This window comes from Pseudonocardia yunnanensis (genome assembly GCF_039534065.1).
GTDB lineage: Bacteria > Actinomycetota > Actinomycetes > Mycobacteriales > Pseudonocardiaceae > Pseudonocardia > Pseudonocardia yunnanensis.
In genome coordinates, this window is record NZ_BAAAUS010000043.1 from 53,025 (window position 1) to 75,168 (window position 22,144).

Sequence of the window (22,144 nt, forward strand, 5' to 3'; positions counted from 1 at the left end):
CAGGGAAGAGGGTCAGTCGTCAGGGTCGTCGGCCACGGTGTCGCCGATCGACGCCCCGTTCGGGGACTTCACCGTGATCTTGCGCGCCCGGCGCTGAGCCGGACGCGGGGGCGGCGGCGGGGACTGGCCGGCGGGGCCCCGTCCCAGGATCAGCTCCGCGAACGTGGCCATGGCCTCGTCGAGCTGACCGGCGTTACGCCGCTCGGACTCCTCGTTGGCCTGCTCCACCAGCGTGCGCAGCGAGGTGGAGTCGGGCCGCTGCACCAGCGCGGCGTCGAGCTTCTCGAGCTTCGTGTCGATCTCGCCGCCGAGTGAGCCGAGGCGCCCGGACACGCCCTCCTCGAGCGCGTTGAGGCGCTCGCTGACGGTCTCCAGCCGGGTGGACAGCGACTCCAGCCGCTGCGCCAGGCCGTCGAGCGGTTCCGTCGGGTCGACCGCGGGGCGGGATGCCAGGTCCTCGAGCCGCCGGTGCAGCCCGATGCTGGTGTCGCCGAGCAGGTTGCGCATGCCCTCGTCGGACTCGTCCATGGCTCGGACGGCCGTCTCGAGCTGCTCGCGGACCGCGCGCTCGATCCCGTCGATCCGCTCCTTGATCGGCGTTCCCACCGACGACGGCATCGCGTCGAGCCGCATCTCGTGCCGGTCGAGGCGGTTGTCGAGGTCGTCGAGTCGCTTGTGGAGGCCGAGGAGCCGGTCGTCGAGCCCGTCCATCCGGCCCGACACGCCCTCCAGCCGCCCGGCCATTCCGTCGAGCCGCCCGTCGAGCTGGGCGATCGGCTTGGCGATCTTGTCGGGCAGCGCCTCGACGGCCCGCATGACGGCAGCGATGGCGGTGTCCTGGGCGTCGAGCTTGGCGACCGTCTCGTCCAGCCGCTCGGCCAGGACGCTGACCTCGGTGCGGTCGGGAAGCTCGGTCAGCCGCTTGCGGACCGTGCCCAGCGCGTCGAGCGCGGCGAGCCGGGCGTGGATCTCGTCGAGCGAGTCGAAGATCTGCTGCTGCTCGCTGTCGCGGATCTCCGCGGCGCGCATGAGCATGCCGCGCATGCGGTCGAACGACAGTGTGGAGTCATTGCTCATGGCGGGCGGGGAGCTTTCTCTTTGCCGGACAACGGGGAGTGCCGTGCGCACTGAGGGTAGCGAGGCGCGTAGATCACCCCCTCCGGGACTCCCCGTTCGGGAGCCATTACCCCGTTTGCAGTAGTTTGTCACTCTCGTGCGTCGCGGTATGCGCCCGGTGGCAGCACTTTCAGGACCGGAGGTACGACGCCCCGTTCACGTCGACGATCGCGCCGATGGCGTACTCGGTGCCAGGCGAAGCCAGGAAGACGATGACGCGGGCGATCTCCTCCGGGGAGGCGGCCCTCCCGAGCGGGCTCTGCGCCCGGACCGCCGCACCATCCGCTCCGTCGAGGTAGGGCGCCGCCATGTCGGTCTCGACGAAGCCCGGCGCGACCGTCGTGACGTAGATGCCGTGCGGTGCGAGCGCCTGGGCCAGCGACTGGCTCAGGCTGTTCAGCCCGGCCTTGCTCGCCCCGTACGCCGGGTGCTCCGGTTCCCCGCGGAACGCCCCGCGCGAGGTGACGTTCACGATCCGGCCACCGCCTGCCGCGATCATGTGCGGCACCACGCGGTGCACGAGGTTGGCCGGCCCGATCAGGTTCGTGTCGATCGTCCGCCGCCACGATTCCTGCCATTCCGCGTAGCCCGTGGTCGGGACGGGGTGACGCTCGTAGACGCCGGCGTTGTTCACGAGGACGCCGATGCCTCCGAGGCGCTCGACCACCGACTCCACGAGGTTCTGCACCTGCCCGGGGTCGGCGACGTCGGCCTGGAGCGCGATGTGTGCACCAGGCCCGAGCTCGGAGAGCACCTTCTCGGCCGCCTGGCGGTCCTGCCGGTACTGGACGACGACAGTGGCGCCCGCCGCGGCGAACTCACGCGCCACCGCCCGGCCGATTCCGCGTGAACCACCCGTGACCAGCACGACGTCACCATCGAAGATCATTGGTTCAGCATGTCAGCCGGGGGTGGCAGATGGCCGTCGGGGATCGGTGGTGGAGATCGGCGATCAGGAGTGGATCCCGGCCCCGACGGGTGACGTGGGAGGCGCTCCTCGGGTGCCCTCGCCCACGACGGCCAGGGGTGTTCTAGCGTGATGTGGTGCCCGTCTCGCTGAACGTCGACTCCGTCCGGGACGCACCGAAGGTGCTGCTCCACGACCATCTCGACGGCGGGCTGCGGCCCGCCACCGTCCTCGATCTCGCCGATGCGGCCGGCTATCAAGGCCTCCCGAGCACCGACGCGCAGGAGCTGGGCGAGTGGTTCCTCGCCGCCTCCCACTCGGGCTCGCTCGAGCTGTACCTGGAGACGTTCGGCCACACCGTCGGGGTGATGCAGAGCGCTGATGCGCTGGTCCGCGTCGCCGCGGAGTGTGCAGAGGACCTGGCCACCGACGGCGTGGTCTACGCCGAGGTGCGGTTCGCCCCGGAGCTGCACGTGGAGCGGGGCCTCGAACTCGACGCCGTGGTGGAAGCCGTGCTCGAGGGCTTCCGGGTCGGCTCGGCCCGGGCGGCGGAGCGTGGCAGGCGGATCCGCGTCGGCTGTCTGCTCACCGCGATGCGCCACGCCGCCCGCTCGCGCGAGATCGCGGAGCTGGCGGTGCGCTACCGGAACCTCGGCGTGGTGGGCTTCGACATCGCCGGCGCCGAGGCCGGGTTCCCGCCCACCCGCCACCTGGACGCGTTCGAGTACCTCCGCCAGCAGAACGCGCACTTCACGATCCACGCCGGCGAGGCCTTCGGGCTGCCCTCGATCTGGGAGGCGCTGCAGTGGTGCGGTGCAGACCGGCTCGGCCACGGCGTGCGGATCGTCGACGACATCACGCTGGGCGCCGACGGCACACCCCGGCTGGGCCTGCTCGCCGCGTACGTGCGGGACAAGCGCATCCCGCTCGAGATGTGCCCGACGTCCAACGTGCACACCGGCGCGGCCAAGTCGCTCGCCGACCACCCGATCGGGCTGCTCACCGAGCTGCGCTTCCGTGTCACGGTCAACACCGACAACCGGCTCATGTCCGACGTGTCGATGACCAGTGAGATGACCGCCCTCGCCGACACCTTCGGGTACGGCTGGGCCGACCTGCAGTGGTTCACGGTCAACGCGATGAAGTCGTCGTTCCTGGGCTTCGACGAGCGGCTGGCCATGATCAACGAGGTGATCAAGCCCGGGTACGCCGCCCTGATGGCCTGACGGCCCCAGAGCGCCGGTCAGTGCACCGCGAGCCGGCGCGTGAGGTTCTCGACCAGCTCCCGGAATCGCGCCGCCTCGGCGTCGAACGGCGGGCTGGGCGCGAGCCGGGTGGGGTCGGGCTTGATCACGAACGAGACGAGCCAGCCGAGGGCCTGCGATTCGGTGAGCGCCTCGCGGGCGTCGTCCTTGCCTGCCCACTCGTCGACGTCCAGCAACAGCTCGACGGCCAGTTCCAGCTGCGAAGGGTCGACGGAGAGCGTGCCCTCGGCGATGTCGTCGTCGAGGCCGGTGAGGGTGTAGGTGTTCAGTTCGTCGACCTCCACCTCCAGCTCGCCCACCGCGGCCCGCTCGACCACCTCCGTCCAGGTCGACGCGGCGACGAGGTCGTGGCCGTCGGCGCCGTCCTCGCCGACCCACCGGGCGAGCGCGCGTTCCGAGGTGAAGACGTCGATCTTGCCGTTCGAGCCCAGGAAGACCGGGGCGTCGTCGAGGTAGCAGCGCAAGGTGACGAACTCGCCGTCGCGGGTGGTGATGCGGACGGGGTCGATGCCGACCTCCTCCCAGAAGCCGGCGGGCTCGTCCTCGTCCGCCTCCTCGCCGTCCTCGTCGAGAGTGGTGGCACCGGCCTCGTCGGCGTCCTCGGCGACGACGATTTCCTTCTCCGCCGCGGCCAGGGCAGCAGGGTCGACCTCCGGGGTGGCGACCAGGTCGTCGATCGTGTCGATGACGTCGTCCCAGCGGTCCGCGATCGTCTCGACCATCTGTGACCACAGCCGTGCGCCCTCGCGACCGGCGAACGGGAGGGTGCCCTGGCGCAGCAGGCCGAACGCGGGCGCGGCGTCGAGCACCTCTGTGACGCCGTCCAGTTCACAGACGTCGGCGATCGAGCGCACCATCTCGGTGATCTCGGCCAGCTCGGCGACCGTCCACGTGTCGGGGTCCTCGGCTGCCAGCTCGGGCACCCCGACGATGTCGAAGCGCCGCGTCTCCTCCGGCGTCAGCTCGGCGACCGTCAGGTCCGGGACCACCGACCAGGCCGGGTGGTCCAGCAGGTCGTGCTCGCCGGCCGTGCGCACGAACGCGGCGAGCTGGGCGACCTCCGGGAACGCGAAGAGCGCGTCGTCGTCGCCGAGGAACGCCTCCCACTCCTCGCCGTCCTCGCGCCACCGCGGGGCCCAGAGCGTGACGAGGTCTCCCTCCGTGAGGGAGAGCTGGATCGGGACGATGTCGCTGGCCACGACGGAAGCCTAGGACGTTCGCAGGTCAGCGCCCGACCGGGTGCCAGACAGTCTTGATCTCGGTGAAGGCGCGCAGCCGCGCGATCCCTGCTGGTCGCATCGGATCGGCCTCCGCGGCGGGCCGGGGCAGCACACGTTTGACGGTCTCGGCCGCGGCGCGTTCCAGGTCGGCGCTCAGCTCCTCCGGTGCACCGGCCAGGTCGAGCGCTTGTACGTCGGCGTGGCCGGCGAGCCACGGCCCCAGCTCGGCGGCACGTCCCGTGAGCAGGTTGGCGACGCCGCCCGGCACGTCGGAGGTGGCGAGCACCTCGGCGAGCTCGATCGCGGGCAACGGCCTGCGCTCGGACGCGACGACGACGGCGGTGCACCCGGTGGCGAGCACCGGGGCGAGCACGTCGACCAGGCCGAGCAGGGCCGACGACTGTGGTGCGAGCACGCCGACGACGCCGGTGGGCTCGGGGGTGGACCAGTTCAGCAACGGGCCGGCCACCGGGTTGACCGAGCCGAGCACGGTCGCGATCTTGTCGGTCCACCCGGCGTACCAGACCCAGCGGTCGATCGCGGCGTCCACCAGCGTCGATGCCCGCTCACGCGGCACGCCCTCGGCCGCGACGACATGGTCGGCGAAGCGGTCGCGGCGGCCCTGCATCATCTCGGCGACGCGGTAGAGCACCTGACCGCGGTTGTACGCGGTGGCGCCCGACCAGCCGCCGAACGCGGAGCGGGCGGCGCTCACGGCGTCGCGGACGTCCTTGCGCGAGGCGAGCGCGGCGTGCGCGAGGAGCACGCCCGTGGCGTCGTGGACGGGGTAGCTGCGACCGGACTCCGACCGCGGAAACGCGCCGCCGACGTAGAGCTTGTAGGTCTTGGCGACGCCGACGCGACCGTCGACGGGCGCGGACTGGGTCATGCTGCCGAGCCTAGGGGTCTGAAGCCGAATCCGGACCGGGTCGAGGCGGCGGGCCGGCTGCGGGGCGGGTTGCGCGCGGGATGAGGCCTGCCTCGTGGGCCAGGATGGCTGCCTCGACCCGGTTGCGCACCCCGAGCTGCCGGAAGATCCCGCTCACGTAGACCTTGACGGTGCCCTCGACCACGTGGATGTGCTCGGCGATCTCGCCGTTGGACATTCCGGAGCCGAGGAGCCCGAGTACCTCTCGTTCGCGGTTGGTGAGCCCGTCGAGTTGCTGTGCGGCGCCCAGACGCGACCCGGTGGCGGCGAGGTGGTCGATCACCCGCCGGGCGACGGAGGGCGAGAGGTAGGCCGCGCCGGAGGCGACGGCGCGCACGCCCGCGATGATCTCGGTGGGGTCACCCGTCTTGAGCACGAAGCCTCCCGCGCCCTCCCCGAGCGCCCGGGAGATGTAGGCGTCCTCGGCGAAGGTGGTCAGCACCAGCACCGTCGTGCCGACGGACAGCCGGCGGATCTCCGCCGCAGCCTCGAGTCCGTTGAGCCGTGGCATCCGGATGTCCAGCACGGCGACGTCCGGGCGGTGCGCCAGCACCAGGTCCACCGCCTCGCGCCCGTCCTGTGCCTCGGCGACGACCTCGACCTCCGGCGCGGCGGCGAGAACGGCCCGCACCCCGACGCGCACGACGGCCTCGTCGTCGGCGAGCACGACGCGGATCACGCCGCGGTCCTGGCCCGTCACCGTTCGCTCCCGACGAGCTCGTCCCCGCTCACGAGTCGTCGCGTGCCCCGGACGAGCAGGTCCTTGCTCACGAGCCGCCCGTCGCGGAAGCAGAGCCGGTACAGGTCGCTCCCGCGTTCGTCGAACGGGTTGGGGTGGGTGCTGTAGTGGCTGCAGGCCGAGCCGGCCGGTGGCGGCGGCACGCCGTCGGGCAGGTCGACCCGCGTCTCGGCGGGCAGCAGCGGCGTGACGGACGACTGGTCCTGCCCGACCGTGAGCCTGGCGTAGTCCGCGGGGTCGAGCACCGACGTGACGGCGTCGACGACCATGTAGGCCACCACGCAGGCGACGACCGCTGCCGAGATCCCGGCGGTGACGAGGACCGTCCGGCGTCCGCTGCGCCGCACCTGCAACTCGGCCTGCCTGCGGTGCAGGTGCGTGGCCGGTCCCGCGGGTGCCGAGGGCCGGTGGGGGACGTGCGCGGTGACTTCGTACCCGCCGTCGGCGCGGTGGCCGGCATCGAACCGCCCTCCGACGAGCCGCACCCGTTCGGCGAGCCCGAGCAGGCCGTACCCACCGGTGACCCCGGGTTCGGGTGCCTCGGGCGCCGCCGCATTGGCCACCCGCACGACGCTGCCCTCGTCGGTCTCCTCGATCCGGACGGTCACGGGGGTGCCCGGGGCGTGCTTGATGGCGTTGGTGAGGGCTTCGGCGACCACGCGGTGGATCGTCCGTGCGATGAGGGGGTCGTGGTCGCGCGGGGGGTCCGCGACGAGCTCCACGTCGAGCCCCGACGTCCGGGTCCGGGCCACGAGCTCGGCCACCGACTCGGTGGATCCGTCGGTGCCGCTCCGGTCCGCGCGCAGCACGCGTACCGCGTCGGCCAGGCGTTCGGCGGCTGTGGTCACGGCCGCGCGGGCGCCGCCGGCCGCCGATCGATGCCGATGGTCGAGCCCGGCGTCCACCTCGAGGGCACCGATGCGCAGCGCGGCGTGCGCCAGCTCGTGGCCGATCAGGTCGTGCATCTCGCCGGCCAGTCGGGCCCGTTCGCGGGTCCTGGCCCTGTCCTCGGCCAGCTCGAGCTCCCGTTCCACCCGTTCCGCGTGCTCCCAGCCGGCTCGGACCATCCGGGTGTACTCGCGGCGGTACCGGCCGATCGTCCAGGGCACGACCGCGAGCACCGCCATCGCGGCGACCGTCCCGAGGGCGGAGTCGCCCCCGCCGCCGAGGGCCGCCGCAGCCGCTGCACCGGTGGCGGTGCCCGCCAGCAGGACCACCGCACCCGCTGTGCCCGTGAACGCGTTCCGGCCGGCCACGAAGCTGACCGCGAGCAGAGCTCCCGCGAACGCGAGCACTCCGAGCGTGCTGTCCAGCTCGGCCCGCGACAGGAACGTGATCTGCCACGCCACCACCACCAGCACGAGAGCCACGACCGGCCGGCGCTGCACGACGGCCGCTGCGACGCCGAGAACGGCCAGCCCGGCGAGGGCCTCTCCTGTCGAGAGCCGGCCGGTCCACGGTCCGATCGCGGCCGCGAGCACCGGCACTGCCGTGATCGTCCAGAGGGCGAGTGCGCGCACACCCATCAGTTTCGCGGACGTCGTCTCAGGCGCGTGGGCGGTGAAGACGAACGGTCGGCGCATCGACCGGCTCAGCGGCCGGACGACCGACCAGCCATGCCGCACGGGGTCGCTTCCGTGCCTCGGCGATCACCGGCGCCAGCAGACGTGCCGATGCCGGAAAGACGAGGGCCACCGTCGCACCGAGAACCAGGCCGGCGATCACATCGTGCGGATAGTGCACGCCCACGACAACACGTGAGGCGGCGGCGAACAATGCCACGCCCACGGCGAAGAATCCGAGGCGCGCACCCGACCAGGCAAGAGCGACGGCCGCCGCTCCCGCGACCGTTGCGTGGTTGCTGGGAAAGGACCAGTCGCCGTACGCGGGGCAGGCCGCGATCGTGGCCAGCTCGCCGAGCGTTCGGCACGGACGTTCCTCCTGCCACAGCTCCTTCGCCATCTCGCTGAGCAGGTACGCCACCACCGTTGCCACCGGGACCAGCAGAGCCCGTGCCATCTGCAGCGACGAGCCGGTCCGCGCGCGCCACCACGCCGCCACGAACATCGCGGCGAGCAGGACGGCGACGGCATCGGTGGCGATATCGACGAGTACGCGAACGGCCTCCGGGCTCTCAGCCGCCGATTCGACGACACGCCGGTACCATTCCGCACTGACATCGGGCACATCCGGAATTCCGGTGCCATCCGGAATCGGCTCCACGAGCGCATTCATCACGAAGATGAACGCTATTTATCGGTGCCGGTCGATCGCCTTCGTCGAAAGCGCTGCGCCGCCCCTGTCCTTCGGCAGGGTCGCGCACCTGACGATCGGCAGGGCGCCACCGGCTCAGGCGGGCAGATCGAGCCGGACGAGCTGCCCGCGGGAGGTGACGCCGAGCTTCGGGAACGCCTTGTACAGGTGGTAGCCCACCGTGCGCGGGCTGAGGAACAGCTGGGCGCCGATGTCCCGGTTGCTGAGCCCGGCCGCCGCGAGCCGGACGACCTGCAGTTCCTGAGGGGTGAGCTCGGCAAGGAGGTCGCGGCCGGGCTGCGCGTCGGCCCGGCTCTCCCCGGTGGCCCGCAGCTCGGCCCGCGCGCGCTCGGCCCAGGGACGGGCACCGAGCTCCTCGAACGTCTCCAACGCCGATCGCAGCGGCGATCGGGCCTGTGCCCGGCGCCGTTCCCGGCGCAGCGACTCCCCCTGGAGCAGTTCGGTGCGGGCGCGCTCGAAGGGGCGTGTCCCGTCGAGCCGGTGGTGCGCCACGGCCTCTGCGAAGAGTTGTTCCGCCCGGTCACCGCCGTCGACGAGCGCCCGGCAGCGCAGCGCGACCGCCCGTGCCCAGGCCTGTCCGACGTGGCCCGCCCATCGCTCGAAGCGCGTGGCCGCGTCGCGGGCGAGCTCCGTGCGACCCGCGCGTGTGGCCGCCTCCACCAGGTCGGGCAGGGACTGTGAGTGGTGCGGGTCCGCCATCAGTTCGGCCAGCCGCTCGGCGGCGCTGTCGATGCGGCCGAGTCCCAGGTCCAGAAGGCTGCGGGCCGCCGCGGCGGCCTCGGGGAAGCCCAGCGGCATCCGGCGTCCGTCGAACTCGGCGAGGACGGCAGCCAGGCGCACCTCGTCGCCCTCGACGGCCGCCAGATGCGCCACCACCACCGCGAGTTCGCCGAGAGCCTGCTCGTGGCCGGTGTCCCGGGCGAGCTGCAGCCCCTCGGCCGCGGCGACAGCGGCGTCGTGGCGGCGACCCAGGTGCCACCGCCCAGCGGCCAGCACGGCCAGCACCCGCGGCAGCACGCCGCGCGCCCCGTGGGTGCGGCAGTCGCGCTCGGCGCAGGCGGCGAGCGCATGGGCCGTGATGTGGTCGCCGACGGCGAGGTGCCACGCCGCGAGGGTGGCCCCGACGCGCGGCGATCCCGAGCCGTGGCAGATCGCCATCTCACGCAGGCCCGCGATCGCCCTCGGCAGCGCGGCGTCGCCGGCGTCGGGGAGTTGGGCGAGTGCCACCGCGGCCAGCGCCCGGACGTACCGCGCGTTGCCGGACAGCTCGGCAGCGGCCACGATTCGCTCGATCATGCCGCGCTCACGCGCCGACCACCCCGCCTCCACCGCCCACATCAACATCTCGCCTGCCAGCTCGGGGGCGACGACCGCGATCGGCATCGCCGCCTCCATCAGCAGCCGGTGCGTCTCCTCCGGCCGGTTGACCTCGTCGGCGAGACGGGCGTGGATCAGGGCGAGCCGCGCAAGCTGCACCTGGTCGGCCACGGGCCGTGCGGCGTCGATCGCCAGGGCGGACGCCCATTCACGGTGCCCGGCGTCCGCCGCTGCCTCCGCTGCGGCGGTGAGCCGGCGTGTCCGCCGTGCGGGGTCGGGGCTGAGCGAGCCCGCCCGTTCGTACGCGGCGGCCGCCGCCTCGTTGCTGCCGCGGTCCGTGGCCGCGCGTGCGCTCTCCTCGAGCGCGGCGGCGACGTCCTCGTCGGGGCCGATGCTGGCGGCGGCGCGGTGCCAGTTGCGCCGGTCGACGTCGGGCCGCCCGTCGAGTACGTCGGCGAGCGCGCGGTGGGCCGCCTGTTTGCGCACGACGGTGGCGCTGCCGTAGGCGGCCGTGCGGATCAGCGGGTGCTGGAAGCCGAGGCACCCCTCGGAGAACATGAGGAGCCTCGCGCGCTCCGCCGCCTCCAGGTCGGCCACGGAACTGCCGAGGCGTTGTGCGGCCGCGAGCACCACACCCGTGTCACAGGTGTTGTCCGCCGCCGCCACGAGCAACACGGTGCGGACCCTCTCGGGCATCGCCTCGATCCGGGCGGCGAACTCGCGCTCCACCGGGCTGTGTGTCGGTGCCGACCCACCCCGCCCGGCCTCGGGTGGACCGAGTGGGTACACCGGTGCCCGCCCCGCACGGTGCGCCGCAGGCAGCTCGTGCAGGGCGAGCGGGTTGCCTGCCGCCTCCCGCAGCAGCTGTTCCCGGATGTGGCGGGGCAGGTCGCCAGCACCGGAGTCCAGGACGTGCCGCGCGGTCGGCTCGTCCAGCCGGGGGAGCGCGAGCTCCGCCAGCCCCGGGGCCGGAAACGCGGGGGCGTGCCCGGTGCGCGCCGCGAAGAGCATCACGACGGCCTCGGCGTCGAGCCGGCGCGCGACGAACAGCAGCACCTCGGCCGATGCACGGTCGAACCAGTGGGCGTCGTCGAGCAGGCACAGCACCGGTCGCTGCGCCGCCAGCTCGCCGAGCAGCGTCAGCACGGCGAGTCCGACCAGGAACCGGTCAGGGGCACGTTCCGGTGTCGCCAACCCGAGTGCCGCGCGCAACGCGCCCGCCTGCGCCTCGGGCAGCTCGTCGACGCCCGCCATGTTGTCCTTCACCAGCAGGTGCAGGGCGGCGAACGGCAGCTCCGTCTCGGTCTCGACGCCGGTCCTGGTCAGCACCAGCATGTCCGGCGCGGCCGCGGCGGTGTGCCGTAGCAGGGTCGACTTCCCGATCCCTGCCTCCCCACGGACGACCAGAGCAGCACTGCGGCCCGCGCGGGCGGTGTCGAGCAGGCGCTGCACGTCCGCGGTCTCGGCGGCCCGGCCGGGGAGAGCGGGGCGGACCGGCGCCCCGGCCAGGTTCATCGGGCTTCCTCCACCCTGGGCTGGGCGGCCACCGGTACCAGCAGCACGAGAAGGCCGAGGCCGACCACCGCGGTCACCACCACGACCCCGGCGCGGAAGCCCGCTGCGCCGCCCCCTGCCATGGTCCAGGCCAGCGCGGTCACCGCCGGGGCCACCGTCATCGCGATCGTGCGCACCGTCATCCCGACGCCACCGGCCACCCCTTCCGACCCGGCGGGGGTGCCGACGAGCAGCGCGGTGTTGATCGCCGGGTTGAACAGCCCGGATCCCACGCCCAGCAGGATCAACCGCCAGGCCAGATCCGCGAGTCCCGAGCCGGCGTCCAGGGTGAGCATGGAGAGCATCGCGACGACAGTCACCGCGCTCCCGACGACCGCGACGGCCCTCGTCCCGTAGCGGTCGGACAGCAGGCCTGCGAGCGGGGAGACCGGCGCCATCGCACCGACCACGAACAGGAGCGCCACGCCGGTGACGTCGGGTCCGTCGCCCAGCACGTCGGCCACGAAGTACGGGAGCAGGAACGCGATCAGCCCGCCGGTGAACGTGGTCGTGAACAGCGCGAGCAGCGTGCCGGCGAACGAGCGCCCGCGCACGAGCGCGATCACCGGCCCCGACGCCGTCAGCCGTGCCCACCACACTCCGAGCGCGACCGCCGCCACCCCGAGGGCGGCGGCGACGAGCGGCTGCCCGTCCACCTCGTCGAGCGCCAGCAGCAATGCCGCCACCGCGCCCCCGAGCAGCAGCGCCTCGCGAACGAGTGCCACGCCCGGGCGGGGCAGGCCGCGGTCCGGGGTGCGCGGGATGCTGCGCAGGCCGATCCACAGCACGACGAGGACCAGCGGGATCTTCATCAGGAAGACCTCGCGCCAGGTGAACACCTCGGCCACCAGCCCGCCGAGGGGCATGCCCACCGTGGCCCCGATCGTCATGATCGTGATCACGAACCCGATCGCCCGGCCGCGCTGCTCGTGGCGGACGCTGCCGCTGATTATCGGCATGTACGCGGCCACCACGAGCGCACCCCCGATCCCCTGCACCAGGCGGCCGACGACGACCAGCCCGAACGTCGGTGCGAGCGCCACCAGCACGCTCGCCAGTCCGAGCCCGATCATGGCCAGGGCGAAGACCGCGCGGACGTCCGCACCGTCGGCCCAGCGGCCTGCGGGAACGGACACGGCTGCCGACGGCAGGGCGTAGGCCAGCAGCACCCATGCCGTCGCCGCAGCGGACACGCCCAGCTCGGCGCCCATGCCGGGGAGGGTCACCGCGGGGATCGTCATCTCGGAGGTGACCATCAGCATCGCGAGCCCGAGCGCCGCCACCGGAGCCCAGCTCGTGCGTTGCGGCGGGAGTACCGCTCTCGTGGTCATGGGCGTCCCTCCTGCGGTGATCGGGATCCTGACCGTAAGAGCTGAAGCTGACTCGAGGTCAAGGGATCTCACCCGGTCACGTAGGGCCGGGCGGCGCGGGCCTCGCGCAGGGCCAGCGCCCACCACGTGAGCTGGTCCAGCATCGTCTTCGCGGCCGCCGAGCACTCCGCCTCCTCGAGCGGACGGCCGCCGTCGCCGAACCGGGCCCACGCTCCGTGGAAGCTGACGGTGTCGCGCACCGTGGTGGCGTGCACCTCCGCGAACACCGGGCGCAGGTGCTCCACGGCCCGCAGGCCGCCCGACATCCCGCCGTACGACACGAACGCCACCGGCTTGGCCTGCCACTCCCGCCCGTACCAGTCGATGAGCGTCTTCAACGGAGCCGGATAGCTGTGGTTGTACTCGGGCGTGACCACCACGAACGCGTCGGCCGCAGCGAGCCGTGAGGACACGGCGGCGACGGCAGGTGGCGTCGGCGACCCGAAGGATTCCAACCGGTCGGGCAGCGCGGCTTCCGCCAGGTCGAGCACGTCCACATCGAGGTCGGCGCGTTGACGCGCCTCCCCGGCGAACCAGTCGGCCACCGTCGGCCCGAACCGGCCGCCACGGGTGCTGCCGATGATCACCACCAGCCGGATGCTCGCGTCGGTCATGGTGGGTTCCTTCCCCTCGTCACGGTCCATATGGCGGACGCTATGAGCGGGGAAAGGGGCACCGAATCCGTCACGTGACCGGTGCGAGCGCCTCGACGATCGTCGAGTTCGGGCTCAGGCCCGGAGGTAGGCCTCCAGGCCGACCCGGCCACCTTCGCGGCCGAAGCCGGACTCGCGGTAGCCGCCGAAGGGGGCCGTGGGGTCGAAGCGGTTGAAGGTGTTGGCCCAGACGACGCCCGCGCGCACCCGCTGTGCCGTCCACAGTGCCTTCGCGCCGTTGCTCGTCCAGATGCCGGCGGACAGGCCGTAGCGCGTGTTGTTCGCCTTCGCGACGGCCTCGTCCGGCGTGCGGAACGTGAGCACCGAGAGGACCGGCCCGAAGATCTCCTCCCGCGCCACGCGCATGGTCTGCTCCACCCCGGAGAAGACGGTGGGCGGGAAGAACAGACCGCGCTCGGGGAGCGGGCACGAGCTCGTCCAGCGCTGTGCACCCTCGGCGTCGCCCGCGGCCGCGAGGTCGACGATCCGCTCCAGCTGGGCGGGCGAGTTGATGGCGCCGACATCGGTGTTCTTGTCGAGCGGGTCGCCCAGTCGCAGCGTCTCGATCCGGGCGCGCAGGAGCGTCTCGAACTCCTCCGCGATCGACTCCTGCACCAGCAGGCGCGAGCCCGCGCAGCAGACGTGTCCCTGGTTGAAGAAGATGCCGTCGACGACGCCGTCGATGGCCTGGTCGAGCGGTGCGTCGTCGTAGACGATGTTGGCGGCCTTGCCGCCGAGCTCCAGGGTGAGCCGTCTGCCCGCGCCGGCGAGGCGGCGCTGGATCTCCTTGCCCACATCGGTGGAGCCGGTGAACGCCACCTTGTCCAGCCCGCCGTGCCCGACCAGGGCCTCGCCCACGTCACCGGCGCCCGGCAGCACGTTCAGCACGCCTGCGGGCAGCCCGGCGTCGGCGGCGATCTCCGCGAGCACGAGCGCCGTGAGCGGGGTGGTCTCGGCGGGCTTCAGGACGATCGTGTTGCCGCACGCCAGCGCGGGAGCGATCTTCCAGGCCGCCATGAGCAGCGGGAAGTTCCATGGGATCACGGCACCCACCACGCCGAGCGGCTGCGGGTCGGGACCCAGGCCCGCGTAGCCGAGCTTGTCGGCCCAACCGGCGTGGTGGAACAGGTGCGCCGACGCGGTGGGCACGTCGACATCGCGCGACTCGCGGATCGGCTTGCCGTTGTCCAGCGTCTCCAGCACGGCCAGCTCGCGGGCGCGCTCGGCCACCATCCGCGCGATCCGGAACAGGTACTTGGCCCGCTCCGCGCCGGGCATCGGGCCCCACACCTGCTCGTACGCGCGACGGGCCGCGGCGACGGCACGGTCGACGTCCTCGGCTGCCGCCGTGCCGACCTCGGCGAGCACCTCCTCCGTGGCCGGGTTGACCGTCTTCAGCGGCTGACCGCCGCCGTCGACGAACTCCCCGCCGATGAACGGCCGGTAGGTGGGTTTGAGGTTCGCGAGCGACGCCGACTCCGGGGCCGGGGCGTAGGTCCACTCCATCACGCGCTCCCGATCCGGTCGGCGCTCTCGTAGTGCCCCTCGAGCTGGGTGCGGCGCTGCCGCAGCAGATCCCCGAGCAGCGAGGATGCTCCGAACCGGAACAGCTGCGGCGTGAGCCATGCGGGTCCGGCGATCTCGTTGACGGCCACCAGGTGGCGGATGGCGTCCTTCGCGGTGCGGATACCGCCCGCGGCCTTGACCCCGCGCAGCCGGCCTGTGGCGCGTTCCCAGTCGCGGACGGCCTGCAGCATCACCTGTACGACGGGCAGTGTGGCGGCCGGGGAGATCTTGCCCGTGGATGTCTTGATGACGTCGGCGCCGGCGAGCAGGGCGAGCCAGGAGGCGCGGCGCACGTCGTCGTAGCCGGCGAGCTCGCCGGTCTCGAGGATCACCTTGAGGTGGGCGCTGCCGCAGGCCTGCTTCACGGCGACGATCTCGTCGAACACGGCGCCGTAGCGCCCGGTGAGGAACGCTCCGCGGTCGATCACCATGTCGATCTCGGACGCCCCTGCCTCGACGGCGAGCGCGGTGTCGGCGAGCTTGACCGCCCGCGACGACCGTCCGGACGGGAACGCGGTGGCGACGGCGGCGACCGCCACACCCGATCCGCGCAGCGCCTCGACGGCGACGCCGGCCAGATCGGGGTAGACGCAGACGGCGGCGACGGGTGGCACCTGGGGATGGTCGGGGTCGGGCCGGCGGGCCTGCGCGCACAGCGAGCGCACCTTGCCCGGGGTGTCGGCGCCCTCCAGCGTGGTGAGGTCGATCATCGAGACCGCCATGTCGAGGGCGTGGAGCTTGGACTCCCGCTTGATGCTGCGGGTGGCGAGCATCGCCGACCGGCGTTCGAGCCCGACCTGGTCGACCCCTGGCAGCCCGTGGAGGAAACGGCGCAACGCCGCCTCGTCCCTGACGACGTCACCGAATCCGGGCGCGGCATGGCCGTCGTGGCTGTCGATGCGGGCCTTGCCGGCGCCGGGCGCGTCGGGGCGCGGGGCGGGCACGGTCGTTGTCACGGCGCTGAGTGTAGGGGCCGGGGGAGCGCGGTCGAGGGTTTGCGCAGTGCTCGCCAAGGGCCTGATCGATCGCAATTCCGGCCCGCGGAATCGGAGCCGGAATGGAGAACAGGAACCAGTGCCGAGCGGCCGACTTCAGGGAGCGCGCCGCCCGCTGCGCGTCCAGGCGCAGCGGGCGGCGACGAATACGAAGGGAGCGCGTCGCGAGCCGCGTTGGTGGAGCTCAGGTTGAGCTGTGCAGGCGGACGACGCCGACAGTGACGTCCTCCAGTCCACCGCGGTCGAAATCGCGGCGCAGCTGATCGGCCTTGACGGTTGCCGTCAGCCCGTCGAACGGTCCATGTGCATCAACCTCCCCGGTCTGGGGATCAACAGCGAGGACGACATAGCCGTCGCACTGAGTAAGCTTCTCCGCTGCAGCGACCAGCGTCGCTTCGTCGGATGTCGAGTTGTCCGCCACCGGATCACCTCCTAGTCATTAGTACAGCGTCGGGGAGGCCCTCGGCGTGACACTGTTTGTGCCAGACCACCCATTCGGGTCAGGGTGAATCTTCGAGTTCGATCACTGTCGGTACCGGCAACCGGGTGACGAGGTAGCGGAATCGGTGGTCATACACTCCTGACTACGATCAATGTGTCGATCTTGACACTCTTAGTCATCACTACTGTCGGTGCCCGCCGGGCCTTCCGACCGCCTTCAGCGGGCTCTTGTCGGGCTCCGAAACGGCCTGTTTCGTATGTCAGCTGGGCCGCGGAGTCGCATCACTCCACTGTGTCGCGCTCTCCGGAATTGTTGCGGAAAGTGACGTTCCGGGGGTGTCGCGACGGCGGCTCGGCCCCCGATGAGGTGACGCGCGGTTCGGGCTCCGCGCGGTCTCCTCGCGGTCTCCGCGGCGCCATGCTGACGCCATCCTGACGTCTCCCCGGCGTCTCCTCGACGTCTCGGCCGAGGGGCCGCGGCGTCGTCGCTCCGAAAGTCGTCACCGTCGGCGACCCTGCCGCGGCTCCGTGCGGCCCGGGGGCTGCCAAGATCGTCTTCATGCGAACTCTCCGCACCCCCGACGAGCGGTTCGCCGGACTTCCCGGCTTCGACATCGCTCCCCGCTATGCCGAAGTCCCCGCGTCCGATGACGGAGCGTTGCGGATGGCGTGGGTGGAGGCGGGTCCGTCGGACGGGCCGGTCGTGTTGTTGCTGCACGGCGAGCCGAGCTGGTCGTTCCTGTACCGGACGACGATCCCGGTGCTGGCGGCTGCCGGCCTCCGGGCCGTTGCGCCCGACCTCGTCGGCTTCGGGCGCTCCGACAAGCCTGCCGACATCGCCGACCACAGCTATGCGCGCCACGTCGAGTGGCTGCGGGCGCTCGTGTTCGACGTGCTCGACCTGCGCGGCGTCACGCTCGTCGGGCAGGACTGGGGCGGGCTGCTGGGCCTGCGGCTGGTTGCCGAGCACCTGGATCGGTTCAGCGCCGTGGTGGCCGCCAACACCGGCCTGCCCACCGGCGACCGCGACATGCCCGAGGTGTGGTGGCAGTTCCGCCGGGCCGTGGAGAAGGCGGAGCAGCTGGACATCGCGCGGCTCGTACAGGCGGGCTGCCGCACCCGGTTCACCCCCGAAGTCCGCGCCGCCTACGACGCCCCGTTCCCCGACGAGAGCTACAAGGCAGGCCCGCGGGCGATGCCGCTGCTCGTGCCGACCCGGCCCGACGACCCGGCGACGGAGGCCAACCGCGCGGCCTGGGCCCGGCTCTCGGCCAGCGAGATCCCGTTCCTCTGCGCGTTCAGCGACGGTGACCCGATCACGGCGGCGATGGAGCCGATCCTGCGCAGCGCCATGCCCGGCGCGGCGGGCCGGGAGCACCCGACGATCAGCGGTGCGGGCCACTTCCTGCAGGAGGACGCGGGACCGGCGCTGGCGGCGGAGGTCGTGCGTTTCGTGGCTGGTGTGCGGTGACCGGCGTCCGTCCCGAGCTGGGGAGTGAGCCGTCGCGGAGTTCCACGGGCGGAGCGGGGTGGGGTTGCCACGAGCCCGGCGTCGGTGCTCGCCTCGCACCCGTCGACAGCCGCCTCTCCTGGTTGTCGCCCGGCCCGCTCATCGCCTCTCGCAACGACGTACTGACACGCTGGCTCGGCGACCCCACCGACAACCAGCGCCGAGAGTGGCTGCGCAGGCTCGACACCTACGCCGAGGCGGCCGGCGCGGCCCCGCCACCGCGCGACCGGCTCGTCACGCGCTTCGCCGACCGCGACCGCATCTCGGTGGCGGTGCTGGGCGACCCGGGCGAGGGGGACGCCTCGCAGTACGTCGTGGTGCCGGTGCTGGAACGGGTAGCAGGCGACACCGACCTCGGGATCATCTGCAGCGACGTCATCTACCCGGCAGGCGGGGTGCGCGCCTACGCCGACCGCTTCTATCGGGCCTACGCCGACTACCAGGCGCCGCTCTACGGCCTGCCCGGCAACCACGACTGGTACGACGGGCTCAGCGGTTTCATGACCGCGTTCTGCGACGCCCCACCCGACGCCGGGGCGCCCTCGCCCGCCGTGCCCGGTCCGTGGTGGAAGCGGCTCCTGCGGCAACTGCTCTGGCGCCGCGCGCCGAAGGCGACAGCCGCCGACGTCGCCGACATGCGCTGGTACCGGGACGCCGAGTCGCAGCAGGCGACCCAGCCCGGCCCGTACTGCGCGATCGACGCCGGCCCGGTGCGGCTGGTACTCATCGACGTCGGCATCGACGGCCACATCGACCGCGACCAGGCCGCCTGGCTCCGCGAGGTGTCGGCGGGCGACCGCCCCAAGATCCTGCTCACCGGTAAGCCGCTCTACACCTATGCCGCCTTCCAGCCGTGCCCGATCGAAGGCGGCGGGGACGTGAACGACATCGTCACCGACCGGGCGCACAACTACGTGGCGGCCATCGGCGGGGACGACCACAACTACCAGCGCTACCCCGTGCGGCAGCCGGACGGGCGCACGATCCTGTACCTCGTGGCGGGCGGGTCGGGGGCCTATCTCTCGGCCACCCACCAGATCCCGAACGTGGACCGGCTCGCTCCCGCCGTCCACGAGGAGGACTTCCGCTGCTACCCGCTGCGCGGCGACTCGCTCGCCCATTTCAGCCGGCGCTACGACAAGCTGCTCGGCTTCGGGCTCGGCCGGCTGGTGATCGACCCCGACGACGCCACCGCGCTGATGGCCGAGCGGGTGGGCATCACGCCGCCGCGGCCGGGCTCGTCGGCCGTGTCCGCCCGGGCCCGCCGGGCCGCTGATCGCATCTTCCCGCTGCCCGCGCGGGGATCGGCGCCCGCGCACAACCTGATGTCGGTGCTGTTCGACTCGAACGCCGTGCCGCAGTTCAAGAGCTTCCTGCGGCTCGACGCCACGAGCGACGAGATCGTGGTGTCCTGCTGGGCCGCCACCGGCTGCCGCGAGCACGAGATCGACCCGGTGCTGGAGGACCGGATGCGCGCCACACGGCAACCGGACGGCCGGTGGGTCTGGGCGAGCGAGACCCCTGGCCGTCCGGTGCCGTGACAGCGGTCAGGCGGCCCGCACCGCCCGCTTGCGCAACCCGGCCGAGGTGAGGAGTACGCCGACCACGGCGCCTGCCACCGGGACCAGCAGCCCGGATCGCAGGCCGTCGAGTGCGGCCTGCGGTGAGCCGTCCGCGGTGTTGGCGACGATCACCGCCGCCACCACGGCGAGCCCGAGAGCGGCGCCGAACTGGAACGACGTGGTGAGCAGTGCGCTCGCAAGCCCCTGCTCCTCATCGGCGACGCCGTCGGTGGCCGCGATCGTCAGCGGCCCGTAGGCGAGGGCGAAGCCGACGCCCAGCACGAGGAGCGCGGGGAGCATCGCGACGTAGCCCCAGTCGGGCCCGACCGACAGGAACAGCAGATAGGCGAGCGCCGAGAACACCAGCCCGCCGACGATCACACGGGCGTTGCCGAAGCGGTTCACCAGCACCGGGGTGAGGGTCGGCGCGAGCACGGCGTCGATGCCGGCGACGGCGAGGGCGAGACCCGTCTCGACCTCGGACCAGCCGCGCAGCTCCTGCAGGTAGAGCACCACCGTGAACTGGAACGCCATGAACGAGCCGATCAGAAGCAGCGCGCCGGCGTTCGCCCGCAGCAGGGGCGCGGAACGCAGGATCCCCAGCCGGACGAGCGGGGCCGCCGATCGACGCTCGACGAGCACGAACGTCACGAAGAGCGCGACGGTGGCGGCGAGCGTGCCGAGCGTCGTCCAGAGCCCGACGTCCGGCGCCCGCACCACCGTCACGACGAGCAGCATCATGGCGCCGGTCAGTGTCACCGTGCCGGCGACGTCGAAGCCGCCTGATATCGGCGCAGGCCGCGGCTCCCGCGGGATGAGCAACACAGCTGCGACCAGGATCACCGCGGCCATCAGCACGGGTGCGAAGAACACCCACCGCCAGCCGACGGCGGTCAGCAAGCCGCCGGCGACCATGCCGAGCGAGAACCCGCCCGCCCCCGCGCCTGCGTAGACGAGGACGGCGCGGTTGCGGGCGCGGCCCGCGGCGAAGGTGGTGGTGATGATGGAGAGCCCCGCGGGCGCCATGAACGCCGCGGCCACCCCCGTGACGAAGCGGGCGAGGACGAGGAGCCAGACGTCGGTGGCGAGGCCTCCGAGGCCGGAGAAGACCACGAACACCACGAGCCAGGTGAGGAACATCCGCCGCCTGCCCAGGAGGTCGGCCGCCCGACCACCGAGCAGCACGAAGCCGCCGTAACCGAGCACGTAGGCGGTCACCACCCACTGCAGCGAACCCGTGGACATGCCGAGATCGGCGCGGATCGACGGCAGGGCCACACCCATCATCGAGACGTCGATGCCCTCGAGGAAGATCGCGCCGCACAGCACGAGCAAGAGCCCCCAGGCGCGGCCACTCATGCGCTCGGCGAGCGCGGGTGACGCAGAAACGGACACCGCTTTCGTCTCCTTCGGTCTGTTGGCGCAGGGAAAAGCCGGTTCTTTCTTGTAACCGACCCCATCGTGAGTCACCATCCCGAATCGTGGAAGAAGGCACTTCGAAGTCACCGAGGCACTGCGGCGACACCCATCTGCTCCCTGACGACGACCCGCGCTGGGACGTCCACCAGTGGGACACCCGGGAGGACTGCGAGGTCCGCCAGATCCTGGACCGGGTGGCCGACAAGTGGTCGTTGCTGGTCATCGCCCTGCTCGAGCAGCGCTCGATGCGGTTCACGGAGCTGCGACGCGCGATCGACGGCGTCAGCCAGCGCATGCTCACCGTCACCCTGCGCCAGCTCGAACGCGACGGGCTGGTGCTCCGCACGGTGCACCCCGTCGTCCCGCCGCGGGTGGACTACGAGCTCACACCCCTCGGCGGCACGCTGCACGAGACGATCCGGGCCCTGGTCACCTGGACCGAGGCCCACCAGAACGAGATCGCCGCCGCTCGGGCGGACTATGACGCGAGGGCGCAGGAACGAGCCGGGGCGATGGGAGCCGTGTGAACCGCGGGCGACGCTAGCCTCTGCACATGGACGTGCAGGTGGTCGACCACCCATTGGCCAAGACCCGGCTCTCCGAGCTGCGCGACGCGCGCACGGACAACCCCACCTTCCGGGCGGCGCTGCGCGACCTGACCCTGATGCTGATCTACGAGGCCACCCGTGATGCGCCGCTGGCGTCGGCTCCGTTGCACACGCCCGTCGCCCGCACCGTCGGCTACCGGCTGTCGAACCCGCCGCTGCTGGTGCCTGTGCTGCGCGCCGGGCTCGGCATGGCCGACGCGGCGCTGGGGCTCATGCCGGAGGCGCAGATGGGGTTCGTCGGGCTCGCCCGCGACGAGGAGACCCACCGGCCCGTCCCGTACATGGAGTCGTTGCCGGAGACGCTGGAGGGGCGCCCGGTGTTCGTGCTCGACCCGATGCTCGCCACGGGCGGGTCGATGGCGCACACGATCCGGCTCCTCACCGAGCGCGGCGCCACCGACGTCAGCGCGATCTGTGTGCTGGCCGCTCCCGAGGGAATCGAGCTCCTGCGGGGCAGCGGGCTGCCGGTGCGGGTGATCACCGCCAGCATCGACGAGCGGCTGAACGACTCGGCGTTCATCGTCCCGGGCCTGGGTGACGCTGGGGACCGCCAGTTCGGCGCCGTCTGACACCGCCGCCCGTCACCGCTACCGGTGAATCCCGGCCCGCGACGAGACGCCGGGAGCGCAGGGAGCGAGGTAGCCGGTGACGGCGGGCCGAGGGTGGTGACCGAACGAGCGCTTTCCCGCGGTGCTCGTGA

19 protein-coding genes are annotated in these 22,144 nt (G+C 72.4%); 5 read left to right on the plus strand and 14 right to left on the minus strand.

Annotated elements, in window-relative coordinates; genetic code table 11:
• Positions 1-12: 12 nt before the first annotated feature.
• Together ABD743_RS33680 and ABD743_RS33685 are read right to left on the minus strand one after the other, a co-directional pair.
• The gene (locus tag ABD743_RS33680; RefSeq protein WP_344727059.1) at positions 13-1,077 is read right to left on the minus strand and encodes a coiled-coil domain-containing protein; all 1,065 of its coding nucleotides are present in this window, start codon (positions 1,075-1,077) and stop codon (positions 13-15) included.
• 169 nt (positions 1,078-1,246) lie between these two features.
• Entirely contained in the window at positions 1,247-2,005 is a 759-nt protein-coding gene (locus ABD743_RS33685) for an SDR family NAD(P)-dependent oxidoreductase (protein WP_344727061.1), read from the minus strand.
• Positions 2,006-2,157: 152 nt separating this feature from the next.
• Here ABD743_RS33685 and ABD743_RS33690 point away from each other — a divergent pair, with 152 nt between their 5' ends.
• Positions 2,158-3,249, plus strand: a complete 1,092-nt coding sequence (locus ABD743_RS33690; RefSeq protein WP_379659174.1) for an adenosine deaminase — start codon at positions 2,158-2,160, stop codon at positions 3,247-3,249.
• Positions 3,250-3,266: 17 nt separating this feature from the next.
• Here the strand turns inward: ABD743_RS33690 and ABD743_RS33695 are convergent, their stop codons facing one another.
• The 11 genes from ABD743_RS33695 to ABD743_RS33745 all read right to left on the minus strand — a co-directional run bounded on the left by ABD743_RS33695 (position 3,267) and on the right by ABD743_RS33745 (position 16,325).
• On the minus strand, positions 3,267-4,487 hold the full coding sequence (locus ABD743_RS33695) for a primosomal protein (protein ID WP_344727065.1): 1,221 nt from the start codon (positions 4,485-4,487) through the stop codon (positions 3,267-3,269).
• Between the two features lie 25 nt (positions 4,488-4,512).
• Complete coding sequence (locus ABD743_RS33700; RefSeq protein WP_344727067.1) at positions 4,513-5,397, minus strand: aldehyde dehydrogenase family protein; 885 nt, start codon at positions 5,395-5,397, stop codon at positions 4,513-4,515.
• A 10-nt stretch (positions 5,398-5,407) separates the two neighbouring features.
• Positions 5,408-6,115, minus strand: coding sequence for a response regulator (locus tag ABD743_RS33705; RefSeq protein WP_344727681.1), 708 nt, complete (start codon positions 6,113-6,115; stop codon positions 5,408-5,410).
• 17 nt (positions 6,116-6,132) lie between these two features.
• Complete coding sequence (locus ABD743_RS33710; protein WP_344727069.1) at positions 6,133-7,758, minus strand: sensor histidine kinase; 1,626 nt, start codon at positions 7,756-7,758, stop codon at positions 6,133-6,135.
• Positions 7,721-8,410: a phosphatase PAP2 family protein gene (locus tag ABD743_RS33715; RefSeq protein ID WP_344727683.1), complete on the minus strand. Its 690-nt coding sequence runs from the start codon at positions 8,408-8,410 to the stop codon at positions 7,721-7,723. Before ABD743_RS33715 ends, ABD743_RS33710 begins: the two co-directional genes overlap by 38 nt.
• Before the next feature lie 114 nt (positions 8,411-8,524).
• Positions 8,525-11,281, minus strand: coding sequence for a helix-turn-helix transcriptional regulator (locus tag ABD743_RS33720; protein WP_344727071.1), 2,757 nt, complete (start codon positions 11,279-11,281; stop codon positions 8,525-8,527).
• Positions 11,278-12,651 carry an MFS transporter gene (locus ABD743_RS33725; protein WP_344727072.1) on the minus strand — a complete coding sequence of 458 codons (1,374 nt, stop codon included), beginning with the start codon at positions 12,649-12,651 and terminating at the stop codon, positions 11,278-11,280. The genes ABD743_RS33720 and ABD743_RS33725 overlap by 4 nt, the downstream gene beginning before the upstream one ends.
• A 68-nt stretch (positions 12,652-12,719) precedes the next feature.
• Positions 12,720-13,304: an NADPH-dependent FMN reductase gene (locus ABD743_RS33730; RefSeq protein ID WP_344727685.1), complete on the minus strand. Its 585-nt coding sequence runs from the start codon at positions 13,302-13,304 to the stop codon at positions 12,720-12,722.
• Between the two features lie 114 nt (positions 13,305-13,418).
• Positions 13,419-14,852, minus strand: a complete 1,434-nt coding sequence (locus ABD743_RS33735; RefSeq protein WP_344727074.1) for an aldehyde dehydrogenase family protein — start codon at positions 14,850-14,852, stop codon at positions 13,419-13,421.
• On the minus strand, positions 14,849-15,808 hold the full coding sequence (gene deoC / locus ABD743_RS33740) for a deoxyribose-phosphate aldolase (RefSeq protein WP_344727687.1): 960 nt from the start codon (positions 15,806-15,808) through the stop codon (positions 14,849-14,851). The genes ABD743_RS33735 and deoC overlap by 4 nt, the downstream gene beginning before the upstream one ends.
• A gap of 280 nt (positions 15,809-16,088) precedes the next feature.
• On the minus strand, positions 16,089-16,325 hold the full coding sequence (locus ABD743_RS33745) for a hypothetical protein (protein WP_344727075.1): 237 nt from the start codon (positions 16,323-16,325) through the stop codon (positions 16,089-16,091).
• 579 nt (positions 16,326-16,904) lie between these two features.
• Between ABD743_RS33745 and ABD743_RS33750 the strand changes: the two genes are divergently transcribed.
• Positions 16,905-17,816, plus strand: coding sequence for a haloalkane dehalogenase (locus tag ABD743_RS33750; protein WP_344727076.1), 912 nt, complete (start codon positions 16,905-16,907; stop codon positions 17,814-17,816).
• Complete coding sequence (locus tag ABD743_RS33755) at positions 17,813-19,396, plus strand: metallophosphoesterase family protein (protein WP_344727078.1); 1,584 nt, start codon at positions 17,813-17,815, stop codon at positions 19,394-19,396. Before ABD743_RS33750 ends, ABD743_RS33755 begins: the two co-directional genes overlap by 4 nt.
• 6 nt (positions 19,397-19,402) lie before the next feature.
• Here the strand turns inward: ABD743_RS33755 and ABD743_RS33760 are convergent, their stop codons facing one another.
• Positions 19,403-20,776, minus strand: a complete 1,374-nt coding sequence (locus tag ABD743_RS33760) for an MFS transporter (protein ID WP_379659189.1) — start codon at positions 20,774-20,776, stop codon at positions 19,403-19,405.
• A gap of 122 nt (positions 20,777-20,898) precedes the next feature.
• Between ABD743_RS33760 and ABD743_RS33765 the strand changes: the two genes are divergently transcribed.
• Positions 20,899-21,363 carry a winged helix-turn-helix transcriptional regulator gene (locus tag ABD743_RS33765; protein ID WP_344727082.1) on the plus strand — a complete coding sequence of 155 codons (465 nt, stop codon included), beginning with the start codon at positions 20,899-20,901 and terminating at the stop codon, positions 21,361-21,363.
• 26 nt (positions 21,364-21,389) lie between these two features.
• A complete protein-coding gene (gene upp / locus ABD743_RS33770; protein WP_344727085.1) occupies positions 21,390-22,013 on the plus strand; it encodes a uracil phosphoribosyltransferase in 624 nt (207 codons plus the stop codon).
• The last annotated feature ends 131 nt before the right edge of the window (positions 22,014-22,144 follow it).